The following is an 18,698-nucleotide window of genomic DNA, read 5'->3' on the forward strand; positions in this document are numbered from 1 at the left end:
ATTTTGCTTCTGTTTTTTAATAGATTTGAGCTTAAAAAATGCAATATACTTAAAATACTATATAAATATATTTTATATCAAATTTATTTTATGATATCAATTTCATCATTAACTTCTCTGCTAGCATAAATTCATCACCTTGTTTGCGCTTATTTTTACACTATATAGCAATTTTTACTCAGTTAAACTTCCTTAAGTTTTTAATTTATAAACTAATGATATTATAATCGCAATAATTGACATTTATATAAGCATCTATTAAATTGATAATTGTATAGTAGTTGAAAATAAGAAAGGACATTTGTTATGTTAGGAAAGAATAATAACAATGAACGGGTGAAAAAAATGGCAATGCAAGCTAAGCAAGACCATTTCTCAATTCGTAAATTGAGTATTGGCGCTGCCTCAGTATTGCTTGGCTTTACTTACCTAGGACTTAGCAGTAAAACAGTTAGTGCTGATACTGTTATTCCACCCCAACAAATAAGCAAAAAGTCAAAAGTAACAGCAAAAATTGACGCTCAGGCAACTCCCACTCCCACCCCTAGGGATGATGCTGCTCAAAATTCAACTACTGCTACTAATAATATAACCAAAACCACTAAGCCAGAAAGCGAACCCAATTTAGGAACGTTTTCTGGCTTAAGTTCTTTTTTAAGGGAAAATAGCAGCAACAATGAGCAAAGTAATGCAGAGGTCAAAACGGACGGCGAAGACACCAACGCGGTTAAAGATGACAAACAGAATTCTGTCACTGGCAATATGCAAAACGATAATGCGCAAAAAAGCCAAGATGAAATGGTTGATTCTACCGTAGTTAATATTTCGGATAGTGTTCAACCTGAGCAAAAGCAAGACAGTTTAACTGCTAAAATCACCAATAGAGATTTAAGAGATGTTGGCGAAAAAAGAAGAAGCGTGGGTAACTGGAAGGACTTTATTAACGCTCTAGCAGATAGTAATGTAAGCGAGATTGATATCACCAATAATATTAGTGCTGACAAAGAGACAGGTCATAATCGCCAGGCTTTTCAAGGTAGAAAATTATTAATTAAGTCTGCAGGTAATGCGAAATATACTCTTGATTTCAAGAGTAACCACCCTACTCTTACCGGTAATTCTTCTTTAGATATTACTTATGAAAACTTAATACTTAAAAGTACCGACTACTATGGTGTCGCGGATACCTATAATATGACTAGAGGACAAACAGCTAAAATCACTTTTAGAAATATTGATTTTTATGGTTCACAATTAACATATACCAAAAATAATACTGACATTATTTTTGAAGGTCAAATTCACGCGGAAACTGTCAAAATTCCAAGCAATATTGGCGGTTGGTTTGACGGTAATAATCAGCAACTTTTAGAATTTACCAGTAGCAATAACAGCATTACTTTTAAAGCAGGTTGCCACTTTGACGGTTCAACATTTGGCGGAACTTTGATTGAAATGAGAGGAGAAGGCAACTCTTTAAATGTTGAACAAGGAGCAGTTGTTAACCTGACCCCACTTAAGACGTACGATGGCTCAAATGGTGCTAATAACAGTGAACACGGCAATCCAGTCAGTGCCATTTTCATTAGTGACGATGCGCAAGTAACTGTTCACGGTCAGGTGAACATTAACATCGGACAAAGTGAAGGAATTAAGTATGCGGGCAAGCAAAATAATGGCCAGGCCAGAGCCATTTATTTAAACAACGCCAATTCAAAGGTAAATATTAGCAAAAATGGTGCAATTACCGTTAACACGAATGGTAATATTTCAACTAAAAATAAGCAAAACCTGATTTATATTGGGGGCGATTTTGCTATTAACTCTGGCGGTGCTCTTAAGATTACTGGACAGAACATGGGTAATTATACTGGTTCGCTAGTGCAAATTGACGGTAAAGCTAACGTGCAAAACGGCGGCTTTGAAATTCAATTAGTAGGTGATGCCGGTACTGGTGCAATAAAATTGGTTGATGTGGCCAATACCGGGCAACTGATTGTTAATAACCCTACTTCTCTTGTGTTGGACGCCCATCTGAATAACAATGACCGCACCAGCATTATCGGCGATAATAAAATCACGGTCACAAATGTTCGCCAGTACTTAAACCTTGGTGAACTGTTAAATGGATCCGCTCTTGGCAGCAACTTAGTCTTGCCGCCTTTTCATGTTTTACAAGTCGAAAAAACTGCTAAAACTGTCGCAGTTAACAAACTGGAAGTATTAAACGGTCAAAGGATCTTCGACTTAGAAAAAGTCAAAAAAGATAGCCCCCAGCTTAGCGCTATTCTTAGTAAAGCACCTAAAAACTTCCAGGAATTGTTGCAAGCTTACAATCATCAAAGCTATGACCAACTTTTTCAGGCTATCGTGGAAGCAGCTTTTTCCAGTAAAAGCAACCCAGGCTACAATAACATCAGATTTACGCCAGCCAATCAAAGTGGCTTCTTAGACATTGACCCAGAAGATGTGACGGTAACTAATCAAGACGATGGTTCCAAGCTGGTCAAAGGCCATGTATTATACTATGATCCTGCAAAAGACGGCCCAGATAGTGACAGCTTTTTTAAAAATATCTTACCCGGTGGCACTGAAGCCTATATTTTAGCCAGGTTTAAAGATAGTGGTGTATACAGAAATGGTCAAGCTGTTATTGATTCAACAATCGCTAATCCCTACGCTGAAACAGTTGATACTTATCGCGGTGAAGGAAATGACTTGGCAGCATTACCTACCAAGTTTGCCGCTAAAGTTGCTCCTGATGGCACCTTCACCATTACCATTCCTGCCGAAATTACTACCAGGATGGCTAAAGACGCCACAATTCAACTAACTCCACATGCAAACTTCATTGAATATAGTCCGTTAGACATTGCCAGTGGCGACCGACCTACTATAGTTAGTCTGGGAATTAAACCATTTAGTGCAATACAACAAGAAGCCGCTCAGGCAATTATAGCTGCTATTAATGCTGCTAAAACCAATAAGCCAAGTAGTTTGACTGCAGATCAGGAAAAAGCATTCACTGACGCACTGAATGAAGCCGCTAAGTATGCTGCAAATAGTAGGGACAGCAATTATGATTCCGGCAAATCAGTTTACGGGGTGCAACCTTCCAAGACTGCAATTAGCGAAGTAAATAATAGAAAAATGACCGTTTTAGACTTGGTAGAAAAGGCTGTACAAACAGCCCAAAGTCAAGCAGAATATGAAAATGCCAAAAAGGATGCAAAAGATAAGTTAGCTAGCCAGGCTAATGAGCAAATTTCTAAGTTTCCTTCACAGACAGAAAAAATAAATGCAGCAAAAGATAAGGCAATAAGCACTGTTGATGCTCCGGAAACAAACGCTACCAACATCGATCAGGTTGTTAATGACGGTATTAATGCCATTAATCAAGCAGGAAAAGATTACCGAGATAATGTAAAAACTGATATTAACCAGTCAATTACAAAAGTCGAAAATGCTATTGACGCAGTCTCAAAGGATGAGAATGTTAAATCACCGGTAGACGAGTTAATTAACGGTATAAAAGACAAGCTCAAGCGGCCAAAAGAAATTGTTGCTCCTGACGGTGATCTTGATCAAGACGATAATGAAAAAGCTATTGATAACCATCAAAAAGAAGCCAAAGCTCTACTCCCAAGTGTGCAAGATACTATTGATGCAATTGCAGCATTAGAAGCTGCTGCTAAAAAGCAAATAGCACAGTATGGTGATGATCGACCTGAAATTCAAGATGCTTTAAATCAAGCTATCAAAGATATTATTAACAGCAATAATCCTAAAGATGATCTTAACAATGGTATTGATAAGATTAATGGCACACATACGGATAAAGTAAAAGACCAAGCAGCAAAAGATATTAAGGAGACAGCTGCTCAGGCTAAAGAACGGATTCAAAATTCTGATTTAACAGCGGATGAACAAAAACAATATCTTGATGAAATAGAGCAAGTGGTTGCTGATACGACAACTACAACTGGTGATACCAGTAAATCTATTTACAGCACTGATGATGACGAAATTATCAATAAGAGAAAAGCTGCTGCTGAAAGTTTAATCAATAAAGCTGCTGCTAAAGCTGAAATTGCCAACTATACTAAGGGTTACGAGAATGTCCTTGGTCAAGTTGGCCAAGCCGAAACCGCCATGACAGATGCCTTAGCGGCAATTGATAAAATTGAAGATAATGCTGCAAGTAGTCAAAATATTGTCCAAGCAGAAAAAACAGCTAAAGAAAATATCTTAAACGCATTTAAAGAAAATGCTAAAGCACAAGTTAAACAAGATGCAGATATTGCTAAGACCAATTTAGGAGTAACTAAAGAAACTAATATTGATGATGCAGTCACCAATGCCGGTAACACGATTGACAGTCACAATTCTGCTACTGATATTAAACAGGACATTATTGATGGTAAAAAGAATGTTTTAAATTCCTATAAGGCTGCTGCTAAAAAGCAAATTGAACAAGATGCAACTGAAGCTAAAAACAATTTAGGGGTTGACCAAGAAGCTAATATTGATAACGCGGTCACTAATGCTACTAACATGATTGCTAGCCATGACTCACTTATCGATATTAAACAAGACATCATTGATGGTAAAAAGAATGTTTTAGACGCTTATAAGACGGCTGCTAAAGCGCAAGTTAAACAAGACGCAGATGAAGCAAAAAGTAATTTAGGGGTTGACCAAGAAACTAATATTGATAACGCGGTCACTAATGCTGCCAACACGATTGATAGTCATGACTCACTTACCGCTATTAACCAAGATATTATTGATGGTAAAAAGAACGTTTTAAATGCCTATAAGGCTGCTGCTAAAAAGCAAATTGAGCAAGATGCAACTGAAGCTAAAAACAATTTAGGAGTTGAGCAAGAGTCTAATATTGATAACGCGGTCACTAATGCTACCAACACGATTGCTAGCCATGACTCACTTACCGCTATTAACCAGGATATTATTGACGGTAAGCAGAACGTTTTGAGTGCTTATAAGGCTGCTGCTAAAAAGCAACTGGAAACAGTTAAACAAGACATTTTTAACAAAATTCAGAATAATCCTAATTTAACGGCCAAGAATAAAGACGATGCTGCCAATAAAGCCAGTGAATTGCTTACCGGAAGTCAAGGCTATAATAGCCGCATTGATAATGCCGAAACTATAGCTGATATTAATACAGCTACTAAAGAAGGCACTGCCGCATTAAACAATTTACTTGATGAGCAAAACTTAAGTGGTCGACGTAATCAAGCTATTGCAGCAATTCAGGATGCAAAAGACAAAGCCATTGCTACGATTACAAATAATAAAAATCTGAGTGACGAGGAAAAAACCAAATATCAAGAACTAATTAATACTGCAACTGCTGCAAGTGTTGCTAAAATCACTCAAGATGAAGATGAAAATGCAATTGAAACAGATCGAGACAATGCTATTAAAAATATTACTGGTTATCAAGAAAATGCTGCTAATACCGGCTCTAATAATTTAAATAAGCAGCGTCAAGATGCAATCAAGGAAGTTGAAGAAGCAGCTAATAACGCTTTAAGTACAATTGACGACTTTGACGATACTGTTTTAAGTCCAGAAGATAAACAACATTCTCAAGAAACTATTAATAAAGACTTAGCTAACGCCAAAGCAGCAATTAATGCAGCTAAAGACAATGATGGTGTTAATTCCGCTAGACAAGCTGGTAAAACCAGTATCAATGAGGATTTGGCGGCTAGTCAATTAATAGTCGCAAAATCTCAGGCAAATATAGCGTTGCAAGATGAGAAGAAAAAAGACTTAGATACTATTAATCAGGCTTTTACCGATAATAAAATTAATAGCGAGCAAAAAGACGCACTAACAGACAAAATTAATGGCTTCTATGAAACGGCAACCAGCAAAGTATACAACGACTTGACTGCTGAACAAGTGGCTAAAGATAGGGATAACGGCATTGCTGCTATGGCCAGCGTTGCTAGCAGTATTGCCAGTGAAGAAGCAAAATACTTAGAGCAACAAAAAGATGATGCTTTAACCAATAAAGACACTGGCTTAAATGCTCTAGCAGAGAAAATTCGGACAAGTATCGAAAAAGATCCTAACCTTTCCGGCAAAGAAAAAGGTGATTACTATGACGAAATTAATTCTGCTTTAACTTCAGCCAAAACTGATATTCAAAATGCTCATTCTCAAGATGAAATTGCTACTGCAACAAACGCCGGTCGGGAGGCTTTAAATAAAATTCTTGCTAACGTTGTATTGCAATCAAGTAGAAGCGCTGCCCTTAAAGAATTGTTGAACACCTGCACCGATGTTTCTAATCAAATTGCCAACTTACAAAATGTTAACAGCACTACTAAAGACGGATTAATTAAACAGTTAACTGATTACTATAATGATGCAGTTGCTAAAGTAAAGAATGTTCCTGCTGCTCAAGTCGATTCTGAAAAACAGCAAGGCATTGATAATATGAACACAGTTGTTAGGGATGCGCAAAGCCTTGATACCAATATTGATCATGCTAAGCAAGAAGTCGACAAGCAGGCTAATCAAGCAATTTCTACCATTAATCAATCTGCGATGTCTGACGCGGATAAAACTCAAACCATTGCAAAAATCAACGATGAAAGAACTAAAGCTAAGCAAAATATTGAATTGCAAAAAAATAATGATGCCGTAGATAAAGCCAAAAATGATGGTAAAGATGCTATTGGTCAGGTTGCAGCCACAGCTATGACAGCTGATTTGGAGAATGCTAAACATCACAGCGAAGAGGCTATTAACCAAGCTGCTCAAGAAGCAATTAGCAGATTAAAATCTTCATATGACACTCTAAGCGCTGAAGAAAAAGAAGAAGCTAGTTCCCAATATAATCAGGCAATCTCTGATATTAATCAGGCTGTTGCGGATGCCAAGAGTAAATTACAAAATGGCAAGACAAAAGATGGTATTAATAAAATCACTACTGATACCATTAATGCAATCAATAAAGCGGAAGCAAGTGGTAACTTAGCAATCACCAAAGCACAGGCCAGAAAAGCTATTAAAGATGTCGCAGACGAAATCAAAAACAACTTAAAAGATAAAAAGGATCAAGACAGTGTTGATTCTATTCTAGAGAATGCCGCTTCAGCCATTACTGCTGCTGAGGATAGTAGCACTGTTTTGAACATTAGAGATTCTGCCATTAATCACATCAAAGGAATTAAGACTACAGCAGATTCTAATGATGCTGCCAAAATAAAAAATGCTAAAGACGAAGCAATTAAAGCATTGACAGCGGAACTAAACGGTCAAACTAATAATCCTGGTGCTCCGGGAATTTTAGCTCAAATTGATCAAATTACAGGCTTAAGTGCTGAAGAAAAAGCTCAGTATACGAGTCAGGCAACTGCTGCCAAAAATAAAGCCGTCAGTCAGGTTAACGGTCAGCAAACAACAGACGACATTGCATCCGCTAAGACTACTGGTATTATCAACATTGACAAAGCTTTAAGCGCTGCTCAATTACAAGCTGCTAAGAATAATGCTAATAAATATTTAGAAAATATTGCCAAAACAGCTGCAACTGATATCCAGAAGATCGAACAGTCAGCTCTAAGTGATACTGAGAAAGCCCAGCAAATTGACTTAATCAATTCAAATAAAGAGACAGCTATCCAAAATATTAACAAGGCGCAAAGTCCAGACGAGGTAGAAAAAGTCAAACAAGGCGCTGAAAATGCCATTACTGGCATTGTACAAAATGCTAAAGAAAACGCAGCTTTACTGCAGGAACAAAATGCCGCTTACAACTCACTGGTTGAGCAGGCTAAAAAGCTGAGCCAGCGCTTAAACGATGACCGTTTGCATAACAAAATTGATCAAAATCAATATGATGACTTAAGTAAGGCTATTAGTGACGCTTTAAGTGCAGCTAAAGCCGAAATTTCTGCCGCCACTCATCTGGATAAAATCAATGATGCCAGAAGTAAAAGTGAGACTGCTCTTAACAACATTGGCAGTGATATTGATAAAGAAGAAGCCTTAACTAAAGCCCTAAACGATCTACAAACTGCTGCCATTAGCGCTAAGGCTAAAGCTGATAAAACTGAAGACAGCGCTGTCGCTGACAAAATGAAAGCCCAAATAGACCAAGAACAAAAGAAAGCTGCTGCTAATATTATTGCCGCTAGAAATAATAAACAAAACACTATTACGCAAATTCAAACAGCGGCAAGTGAGGGCATTGCCACAATTAGCAAATTAGGTGATGACTTTGATAATAAAAATCAAATAGTTAAGGGTCTGAAGGAATATGCTGCAAGTGCCAAAACTGATATTGATGGTTTAGACTTAGCCGGTAATGATGTCGCTAGCGGATATAAAGATATTGAACGAGTTTTAAATAACTTTATTAGTTTAATTTATGCCGGTACAAGAGATAAGCTGTCGCAGTTAGAACAAGATGCCAAAACAAATATTGATCAGGCCAAGTTGCCTAGTCAACTTACTGCGGAAAAAAACAATCTGATTAACAAGTTTAAGGAATACCTTAAAAATAAAGGTGAAATTGCCAGTGTGGCAACTAACCTAGAGCAAGACCAAATTGAAGGACTGCAAAAGCAACTTGATGAAGCCGTCAATAGAACTATAGATAAGATTGCGGGTGTTAAACTTGATAATACTTACGAAAATGCACTAGCACAAGCTCAAAATGCCCAACAAGGTAAAGCTCAACAGGATGAAATTCCTAATTTCGGTAAAAAAGAAATCGACCGTATTTTCCAAGTTGCGCAAGAAAAAGCCGAAATAGTCAAAGCTAAACAAGAGGCAATCTCTCAAGTCGAACAAGCTCAAAAAGAAGCAAATGACGCAATAGAAAAATCAGGTTTGTCACCAGAGGAGCAACAAAAGCAGAAAGACCAAATTAAAACTATTGTTGAACAAGCAAAAACTGACATTAATTCTGTTCAACAATCTGAAACAGAGGCTAAAGACCAAATAAATGGCAAACGAGATCAAGCAGTTGACAAGTTTAGTGTTATTAAAGATCAAGCTGCCCTAGCTGGTCAAAAGACAAAAGCTGAAGGTATTCTAAAGGATAAACAAACTAAGGCCCATAATATAATTGATCAGTCTCAGTTAACTGCCGCGCAGAAGAAGGCAGCTAAAGCTGCAATTGATGATGCTTATCAACAGAGTTTCCAGGATATAGAAAAGACTACAGCAATTAGCGACATCCCAGATGAAGCAACCATTGGTCAAAACATTGATCGTCTGTTAACTAAACCTGAAACCGGCACTGAACCAGAATGGTTTAATGATGAGCAAAAAAATGCTTTTGCAGGTGCTGATGGCGTGACTGGTATCAAAAACGCCTACAAGACATTAAAAGACAGATTAAAAGATAAACTGGCTCAAGAAGTGCAAGATCACATTGATGAACAAATAAAAGCTATTGATGAAGCTCAAAACATCCAGACTGCCAGTGCCGCTTATGATGAGGTTATGACTATTATCAATAAGGAAAATGCTAAAGCTGACATTGACGAAAAAGCTGATAAAGTTGCTAAGGAAATTGACGGTAATAATAAATTATCTACTGAATTAAAAGACCGGCTGAAAGAGCAAATTAAAGATGATAGCCAAAAGGCTAAGGATAAAATTGATGCAGTTAATGCTCCTAAAGGCGATACAACTGACAAAAAGAACCAGATTGATAAAATCACAGAAACCGTCAAAGCAGATATTGACAGCGCTGGTAATGCTGCCAAAAATGAATCCATTAGTTTACTTAAAGCAGAGGCTAATAACGATTTGGCTGATAAACACCAAAAAGCAGTCGCTGAACTAAAAGAAAAATTTGGTGAAAATGCCGATACCAGCAGCGTTGATCAAGCCTACAAAGAACATTCACGTGTCAATGGTGATTCACCTACAGATATTGCAGCTGATAAGATTGCAGCTGAAAAAGAAATAGCTAAAGGTTCGGTCACTGACACCGCTACTAACGCTAAAAACCAAGTTGATAAATTAAAGCATCAGGATGGTACCGATTATACTAATACTGAAAAACAGGCAGTAAAAGACCGCATTGACCAAGAAGCAGCTAAAGCCAACTCGGAGCAAACGGGCACTATTAGTCAAGTTCAAGATTCAACCGAAATAGAAACTACCAGAAAGGATGCAGTTGACAGAATAAGCAGTATTATTGTAAGCGATAGTAAAGAACTTGATGATGTTTTAAACAACAATAGCGAAGTACAAGGAGAAAGACTGAAAGCTGCCTATGATTCTGCAGTTAAAGCTCTTACAGACAGGTTTAAGGATAAAGCAAACACTACTAGCGTTGATCAAGCATACGAAAATGCTAAAGATGCGCTCAATGATCCTGCCAACGCGGATAATCTTGCTGCAACAGAATTAGCTGGTGAAAAGGCAATCGCTGCTGGGGCTCTAGCGGAGGCACAAAAAGCAGCTATAAGTGAAATTCAGTCCTCTAGCAATTACACTGAGCAGAAAAAGAAAGCTATTATTAACCAAATTGATACTGATATGAATACTGCTAAAGATGCTATTAATCAGCCTGAAGTTAATGATAGTCAGACCATTACTAAACTCTGTGATGATGCAATTAATCAACTTTATCTCGATAGTACAGATTCTGATACAATTGACCATATTCTTGATAGTAACGACAACAGTCAAGAAAATGATGATAACCATAGCAATAACATTAATACTAGTAGCAGCTCTGCCCCTGCTCCATTCAACCCTAACCCGGTTAATACTGTCGACAAAGAAGAAAAAGAGGAGTCAAAACTTGATTTAAGTCACAGCGAAGAATTAGCTCTAATGCATAATGCATACCTATATGATGAAAATGGCAAGCGTGTATATAAGGTTGTCCTTGGTGCCGGCTCAGTCATTACTTCGTACGGTACAAAAGTAATTAATGGGAAACACTATTACATTCTGGTTGATAGGGGCAATAAGAACCAAGTCTACTATGTTGCTACTAGCAACGTAGTTTCAACAAGCCGAAAATTAAAACATAATGCTTATGTTTACAATAAACATGGCAAACGGATTAAGAAAGCTGGTGTGTTAAGAAAAGGCAATAATATTAATACGTATGGCAGTGCAGTAACCATTCGAGGCAAGAAGTACTTTATTATTGCTCAAAACCGTTTTGTTAAAGCCGCAAATATTGCAGTCCAAAAAGCATCTGTTGCTACTGTTACCACAGCTCCGATTACCGAAAAACCACAACCAGTAGTCGAAAGAGAAATTATGCACAATTCATATTTGTATGATAAGCAAGGAAAACGTGCCAATAAGTTAGTAATTCTTGTTGGTTCAAGTGTAAATACCGCTAACAAGCAATTGATTAATGGCAGGTCATTCTATGAACTGGAAGATGGTCTATTCATTTCTGCTGCTAATATCGATTCCAAAAAGATCAAATTAAAGCATAACGCTTATATTTATAGTCAACATGGCAATCGAATTAGTAAAAAAGGTTTGAAGAAAGGTAAAGCAGTTAAAACCTATGGCGATCCTGTCAAAATAAACAACAAGAAATACTATATTATTGCTAAAAATAAGTTTGTTAAAAAAGCTAATTTTAAATAATTAATTTTACATCAATAGCTCCAGAAGTTTAAAACTTTGGAGCTATTTTTTTAGTTATACTGTAAATAAAATGAGCTGGAAAAATCTTCCAGCTCATTTTTAATCTTATTTCCAATTCGGATCATCAGACAAAGGCAATTTATGCCAGTAATCAGGTTTATTTACCTGACGACCGCGTGCAATCGCCATATCATATTTGGCCACATCTTTGGTAATTGTTGAGTCTGCTGCCACAAAGGCATGGTCAGCAATATTAACTGGTGCAACTAAAGTAGCACCTGAGCCAATGAACGCACGATCACCCACATTAGTATGATCTTTTTTCACGCCGTCATAATTAGCGAAAATAGTGCCACAGCCGACATTAACATCTTTACCCAAAGTAGCATCCCCGATATAAGTCAAATGACCTACTTTAGAATTTTCACCAATTTCAGCATTTTTAATTTCTACAAAGTTTCCGATATGGACACCCTTTCTTATGATTGCTTTAGGGCGCAAATGGGAATTAGGGCCAACATCTGAAAATTCATCCATCTCAGCTTGTTCAACTGTTGAAGAAGTTACAGTAACATTGTTACCAACTTTGGAATCAATAATCCTGGAGCCAGAAGTTATTAAACAGTCGCTCCCAATTTCAGTATTGCCTTTAATTACGACATTGCCTTCAATCAGCGTATCACAGCCAATTTTAACGTCCGCATCAATATAAGCCGTATCAGGATCAATGAAAGTTACGCCATTTGCCATATGCTTTTTATTAATTCTTTTTTGCATAATTTTGGTGGCCTGAGCTAAAGCATAACGATCGTTAACCCCTAAGCTTTCGCTGAAATCTGGCATTTTATATGCACCAATTCTTTGCCCTTCGTTACGCAGAATTTCCAGCACGTCAGTTAAATAATATTCTCCTTGAGCATTATGATTATCGACCTTTTTTAAGGCACTAAATAACAATTGATTGTCAAAGCAAAAAACACCGGTATTAATTTCGTTGATTTTTAATTCATCTGCTGTGGCGTCTTTTTGTTCAACAATCCTTAAAACATTATCTTGATCGTCTCGAATAATGCGACCGTAGCCATAAGGATTAGGAGCTTGAGCGGTCAAAACGGTAGCCGCATTGCCTTTGCTTTGATGGTAATTAAATAATTTTTGAAAAGTTTGGCTTGTAAATAATGGCGTATCACCTGTAATTACCAAAGTAGCACCTTTTTCTGCTGCTAACTCATCTGCAGCAGTTAAAACTGCATCGCCCGTACCAAGTTGCTTTTTTTGTAAAACAAATTCAGACTTAGCGGCAAGCACTTTTTTAACTTCTTCTGCACCATTACCCACAATTGTAACTATTTTATCTGGTTTTATTGCTTGCGCTGCTTCAACAACATATTCGACCATTGACTTGCCGCATACTTGGTGTAAGACCTTGTACAACTTTGATTTCATGCGGGTTCCTTTGCCCGCTGCCAGAACAATTACAAACTTTTTCATTAATTTTAGCCTCTTTTATTTTCCTAGATTATTATTATATTTTAGTATATCATCTTATAAACTAAAAGCGGTCAAAATCGGTGTGCGCAATTAACGAACCTGGCTCTGCCACAATGACTTTCTTTTTGTCGTCAATTCTTTTAATTTTTACTAAAGAAAGATGGCCCTCAATTAATTTAACATCATCAAAATCTGCTTCACATAAAACGCAAACACCAGCAATATTACCATTAAATTCTCTAACTAATTGCTGCATTCCTGTTAAAGTACCACCCGCCATCATATAGTCATCTATAAGCAAAACATTAGAATTTTCTTTTAACACTCTAGTTGGCAATTCCATTTTAGAAACACGATCAAGTGAAGAAGAAATATAGTTTACTGAAACCGTCGCACCTTCTGTTACTTTTGAACGTTTACGTGCAATGATAAATGGCACATTTAAATAGCGTGCAACTGCCTGTGCTAAAGCAATACCCTTAGTTTCAATAGTCATTACAACATTAATGTCAGAATATGCATACCTGGTGGCAATTAATTTGCCTATCTTGTCTAAGTCTTGCGGATTACCAATGATATCGGACAGGTAAACAAAACCTCCCGCTAAAATACGGTCAGGATCTTCAATACGACTAGCCAGTTCATTTAAATACTTCTGAGCATGCTTTTTACCCCAAAAAGGAATATAGCGCACACCACCAGCCGCACCTGCTACAGTTTCTAAAATACCATCTTGATTATTTGCTAAGGTGTGTTTCAAAATGGCAAGGTCTTCCGAGATCGAAGACTTTGCCGCACCATATCTTTTTGCAAAAAATGGCAGCGGAATTAAGTCATGTGGTCGTTCCATCAAATATTTAGTCATATCAACTAATCTCTCTGAACGTTTCATAGAATTACCCTCCTATTGTTTGTCTTTTGCCAGTTACTACTATACACTCAACCATAAAAAAAAGCACTAACATTTTACCAAATGTTAATGCCAAAAAGTATTATTTAGATATCGCTTTAGTTTTACTGCACAGCGTTATCAAATTTTAATGTAATGTTTTTGGTTAACAAATCCGTATAACTATAAGAAACATGTTCAAAATTGTTTGAATCTTGGTCTAAATCAACTACAAAAACTGCGGGAAAAGTATTCTTTAAAATTCCACGTCTTTTTGTAACTTTCTTACGTCCGGCTCTTGCAACTACAGTCAACGAATCACCCAAATGTGAATCCAGCTTACTCTTAATGGTCATAATAGATGTTGGCAATGAAAACAACTCCTTTGGAGTGAATTATACCACTTTATTATTATTTTTTCAATTCTTTTTAAAAACAACCACAGAATATTTTCGTCAATTTTTAACTGGGACACTTGCAGCAATTTGGACAAATTGCTTAAGAGTCAGCTGTTCAGGACGAACTCGGGAATCGACGCCTAACGACTTAATTAAATGTGTTCGATCTTCATTGTTCGGTATGAGTGCTTTCAAGTTGTTATTTAATGTTTTCCGCCTTTGTGCAAAGCACATCTTAACTACCCAATTAAAGTGCTTAGAATCAGCTATATCGATTTTACTTTCTGCGGGCAAAGGTGTTAAAACCACGACACTAGAGTCAACCTTTGGTCTGGGAATAAAGGAAGAACTTGTTACAGTCATAAATGACTTAACGGCCATTTCTGTTTGAACGGCGATTGTTAAAGGCCCATATTCTTTTGTTCCTGAATGAGCACTTAAACGATCTGCCACTTCTTTTTGCATCATCAGCGTTAAACTAGCAAATTCTAATTCAGAATTATTAAGGAAGAAAATAATTGGCGTTGTGATGTAATAAGGCAAATTCGCTACAACTTTGACCGGTTTGCTTAAATCAAAAAAATCTTTCAAATCTTGCTTAAAATCAGCCTTCAGTATGTCCTCTATCTTTAATTTAAAACGTTGATCCAAAGGATAACCGTTTATTTTTTTCGGTAATTCATTTTGTAATACTTTTAAAAGATTTTCATCAACTTCATAAGCAAAAACCTTTGCGCCGGCATCCAGTAATTGCTCAGTTAAGGAGCCAATCCCAGGGCCAATTTCGATTACCTGGTCATCGGGTTTAATTGCTGCCGCTTTGACAATACCATGAAGAGCGTCCAGGTCTACTAAAAAATTCTGACCCAGGCTCTTTTTAGCTTTCATAAAATAGCGATTAATAATTGCCTGAGTTCTAACAGGGGAACCAATGGGAATCTCACTGCTCATCTTGTACCTCCTCAACTGCTTCTTTAAGTTCAGAAAGTGAAATACCAAAAGTTTGTAAACGGTGATAAAACTGCTTACCATTTCCATAACCAATGCGCAGTTTATTGCCAACTTTTTCACGTATTTTGCGTGAATTAGGGCCACTTGCTAAACCCAATTTTTGATACTTTTCTCTTGTTAAATCAGTATTTGGCACCTTTTTTTCATGTAAATCACTCAGAGCTTTTTTTAAAGCCTCTTTTGATGCATGTTCAACGCCAAGGGAACCTTTTTTATGAGGCTCTGCCTCTTTACGAGTAATAAAAGCCTGTTTAGCTGTTGGTACCGCCTGAGTCACCAGACGCCTTATTCGCTCACCATTTAAATCAGGATCAGTCAAAACAATAATTTCTCTTTTGCATGCCAATTCCTGCAGTTCCGCAAGTACAGTTTCAGGAACATCTGAACCATTGGTTTCAATTGTTTCAATACCTGGGAAAAATTGCTTAAGCCGAATTGTATCGTCTTTTCCCTCAACGACTACGACGGCATCAAAATGTTTTTTAGTTAAGTCCATAGACCCTCATTGTATTTGCATATGTTGCCTGAGCAACCTCATCTAGCGGAAGACCTTTTAATTCAGCAATTGCACGTGCCACATAATAAACATTACCCGGTTCATTTTGCCTGCCGCGGTATGGTTTAGGAGTGAGATAAGGTGCATCAGTTTCAACCAATAACCGTTCTAAAGGAGTTTTTTGAGCTGCTTCATGTACCTCCACCGCTTTAGTAAAGGAAACAACCCCAGAATAAGAAAAATATACATTCAAATCTAAGAATTTGGTCAGCCATGAAATGTCACCGTTAAAGCTATGCAAAATTGCACCATATTCCAAATTGCTGTTTTTTAGTATTTCGTAACAATCCCCAAACGCATCTCTAGTGTGGATATCAACTGGCTTTTTTAATTCATAGGCCAGTTCAACCTGCCTGGCAAAAACTTCTCTTTGTTTGTCACGCGGAGATTCATCCCAATAATAGTCAAGTCCTACTTCACCTACGGCCACAACCCCGGGAAGCTGCACTTGCTCGATCAGTAAATCTTCTGCTTTTTGGTCATAATCTTTGGCAACATCAGGACAATAGCCCACCATCGCATAGACTTGCGTAAAACGTTGACTTAAATCAATGGCACGCTTGTTAAAATCAGGATCCTGCCCTGCACAAATTATTTTAGTCACACCCAGTTTTTGCGCACGTTCAAGATAAAATTCTTCTTTACCGCGAAACGGCTCATCCTGTAAATGAGTATGGTTATCAATTAACTCCATTAACTTAGTTGTGCCCCGACTTCATGCTCGTCACCAACTAAAGCTAATTTTACTTTGCCATTTTTCTCACTGGACAAGAGCATACCCTGACTCAAATGACCCAGCATCTTGCGCGGCTTAAGATTAGTTACAGCCAAAACTTTTCTACCCAATAATTCACTGGCATTAGGATAATATTGCCGGATACCACTTAAAATCTGTCTTTCATCACCATTGCCAAAGTCCATTTGGAATTGCAACAGTTTCTTAGACCCTTGAACAGGCTCAACAGATAAAATTTTGCCAACTTGAATTTTTACCTTATCGAAAGCGTCAATTGAAATTTCCTTATCTTTACCTTGTTCATTGCGGCTTTCTTTCTTTGGCTTAGCTTTAGCCATCTCATCTTGAATGTATTTAATTTCTTCTTTAGGCTCAACTCTTGGGAAAATCGGTTTTGGATCAGAAATAACATTAATACTCCAAGCACATGCACCAAATTCAAATTTCTTTTCTTCATCGTTCTTCCAGTCAAGACCTAATTGTCTGAACATTTCAACTGGAGTTCTGGTCATAATTGGAGCAATCAACAAAGCAATAATTCTCAAACTTTCTGCTAAGTTTGACATTACACGAGTTAAGTCAGCTGTTTTGCCTTCCTTATTCAAATTCCAAGGCATAGTTTCATCAATATACTTATTAGCACGATTAATAAACTTCCAAATATCCTCGATTGCCTGAGTAAAGTGCAGAGTATCCATTTCTTTTTTGTAGCTGGCAATGACGTCTGCTGCAGTTTGGGCTAAATCCTTACCCAAGTCATCCTGCTCTTGCGCAACGGGTTCAACTTTTCCATTTTGATACTGATTGATCATTGAAACAGTTCTGTTAAGCAAGTTGCCTAAATCATTGGCCAAGTCATAGTTAACCCGTTCAACAAAGTCCTCTGGAGTAAAGACACCATCAGAACCAAACGGCAAGGCCCGCATCAAGTAGTAACGAAGTGCGTCCACGCCATAACGGTTAATAATAGATTCAGGATAAACAGCGTTGCCCTTTGATTTGGACATCTTGCCGTCTTTCATTAAAACCCAGCCGTGACCAATAACATGCTTAGGTAATGGTAATCCCAAGGCCATCAGCATAATTGGCCAGTAAATAGTGTGGAAGCGCACAATTTCTTTACCTACCAGATGAACATCTGCAGGCCAGTATTTCTTAAATAGAGAATCATCATCCGAACCATATCCCAGAGCTGTAATATAGTTAGATAAGGCATCAATCCAAACATAAACAACGTGCTTAGGATCACTTGGTACAGGGATACCCCAGGAAACAGTAGTTCTAGTAACTGAAAGGTCTTCAAGACCTGGCTTTAAGAAGTTGTTGACCATTTCCTTTTCACGAGTGTGAGGAAGAATAAAATCAGGATGATCTTGATAATATTGATAAAGTCTATCAGCATATTTACTCATCTTAAAAAAGTATGAAGGCTCTTTAACAAGCTGCACTTCATGACCTGATGGAGCCTTACCACCAATCACATTGCCATCATCGTCTTTATAAACTTCAGCCAATTGCGATTCTGTAAAGTACTCTTCGTCTTCTACGGAATACCAGCCAGTATACTCACCAAGGTAGATATCCCCCTGTTTTAGCAACTGTTCAAATATTTTTTGGACGCCTTTTACATGCTCTTTGTCAGTAGTACGAATAAATTTATCATAAGAAATATCAAGGCTTTTCCACAACTTTTTATAAATAACTACCATTTTATCTACAAATTCTTGCGGTTTAACTCCCTGCTTCTCAGCTTTCTGCTCAATTTTTAACCCATGCTCATCAGTACCGGTTAAAAAGAAGGTGTCGTATCCTTGACTACGCTTGTAGCGCGCCATTACATCTGCAGCGATAGTAGTATACGCATTACCGATAGTCAATCGGCCAGATGGATAGTAAATTGGTGTTGTAATATAAAAAGTTTTTTTATCAGCCATATTCATTTTCTCCTTAATTTTTGTTTAATTATATTATATTATACTACACCAATAAAAAAGC

General features: G+C 37.3%; 8 protein-coding genes. 1 reads left to right on the plus strand and 7 read right to left on the minus strand.

Annotation, left to right across the window (positions count from 1 at the left end):
• Positions 1 to 345: 345 nt before the first annotated feature.
• Positions 346 to 11,622: an SLAP domain-containing protein gene (locus tag DKL58_RS07730; protein WP_162542348.1), complete on the plus strand. Its 11,277-nt coding sequence runs from the start codon at positions 346 to 348 to the stop codon at positions 11,620 to 11,622.
• 105 nt (positions 11,623 to 11,727) lie between these two features.
• Here DKL58_RS07730 and glmU read toward each other — a convergent pair whose 3' ends face one another.
• The 7 genes from glmU to metG form a co-directional block, all read right to left on the minus strand.
• Positions 11,728 to 13,113 (minus strand): bifunctional UDP-N-acetylglucosamine diphosphorylase/glucosamine-1-phosphate N-acetyltransferase GlmU, encoded by a 1,386-nt coding sequence (gene glmU / locus DKL58_RS07735; protein ID WP_109586702.1) that lies wholly within the window; start codon positions 13,111 to 13,113, stop codon positions 11,728 to 11,730.
• Between the two features lie 61 nt (positions 13,114 to 13,174).
• Positions 13,175 to 14,005, minus strand: coding sequence for a pur operon repressor (gene purR, locus DKL58_RS07740; RefSeq protein WP_045928569.1), 831 nt, complete (start codon positions 14,003 to 14,005; stop codon positions 13,175 to 13,177).
• Between the two features lie 122 nt (positions 14,006 to 14,127).
• Positions 14,128 to 14,373 (minus strand): Veg family protein, encoded by a 246-nt coding sequence (locus DKL58_RS07745; RefSeq protein WP_034978009.1) that lies wholly within the window; start codon positions 14,371 to 14,373, stop codon positions 14,128 to 14,130.
• A gap of 84 nt (positions 14,374 to 14,457) precedes the next feature.
• Positions 14,458 to 15,351 (minus strand): 16S rRNA (adenine(1518)-N(6)/adenine(1519)-N(6))-dimethyltransferase RsmA, encoded by an 894-nt coding sequence (gene rsmA, locus DKL58_RS07750; protein WP_109586703.1) that lies wholly within the window; start codon positions 15,349 to 15,351, stop codon positions 14,458 to 14,460.
• Entirely contained in the window at positions 15,341 to 15,907 is a 567-nt protein-coding gene (rnmV, locus tag DKL58_RS07755; RefSeq protein WP_109586704.1) for a ribonuclease M5, read from the minus strand. Before rnmV ends, rsmA begins: the two co-directional genes overlap by 11 nt.
• Positions 15,894 to 16,661 (minus strand): TatD family hydrolase, encoded by a 768-nt coding sequence (locus DKL58_RS07760; protein ID WP_045928572.1) that lies wholly within the window; start codon positions 16,659 to 16,661, stop codon positions 15,894 to 15,896. The genes rnmV and DKL58_RS07760 overlap by 14 nt, the downstream gene beginning before the upstream one ends.
• Positions 16,661 to 18,637 (minus strand): methionine--tRNA ligase, encoded by a 1,977-nt coding sequence (metG, locus tag DKL58_RS07765; RefSeq protein WP_109586705.1) that lies wholly within the window; start codon positions 18,635 to 18,637, stop codon positions 16,661 to 16,663. Before metG ends, DKL58_RS07760 begins: the two co-directional genes overlap by 1 nt.
• Positions 18,638 to 18,698: the final 61 nt, after the last annotated feature.

Origin of the sequence: Lactobacillus kullabergensis (genome assembly GCF_003151025.1) — a bacterium.
GTDB classification, from domain to species: domain Bacteria; phylum Bacillota; class Bacilli; order Lactobacillales; family Lactobacillaceae; genus Lactobacillus; species Lactobacillus kullabergensis.

Bases quoted from the DNA above. Each gene is read 5' to 3' on its own strand.
- DKL58_RS07760 (WP_045928572.1), bottom strand. From the start codon at position 16,661: ATGGAGTTAATTGATAACCATACTCATTTACAGGATGAGCCGTTTCGC.
- DKL58_RS07730 (WP_162542348.1), top strand. From the start codon at position 346: ATGGCAATGCAAGCTAAGCAAGACCATTTCTCAATTCGTAAATTGAGT.
- rnmV (WP_109586704.1), bottom strand. From the start codon at position 15,907: ATGGACTTAACTAAAAAACATTTTGATGCCGTCGTAGTCGTTGAGGGA.
- glmU (WP_109586702.1), bottom strand. From the start codon at position 13,113: ATGAAAAAGTTTGTAATTGTTCTGGCAGCGGGCAAAGGAACCCGCATG.
- metG (WP_109586705.1), bottom strand. From the start codon at position 18,637: ATGGCTGATAAAAAAACTTTTTATATTACAACACCAATTTACTATCCA.
- purR (WP_045928569.1), bottom strand. From the start codon at position 14,005: ATGAAACGTTCAGAGAGATTAGTTGATATGACTAAATATTTGATGGAA.
- rsmA (WP_109586703.1), bottom strand. From the start codon at position 15,351: ATGAGCAGTGAGATTCCCATTGGTTCCCCTGTTAGAACTCAGGCAATT.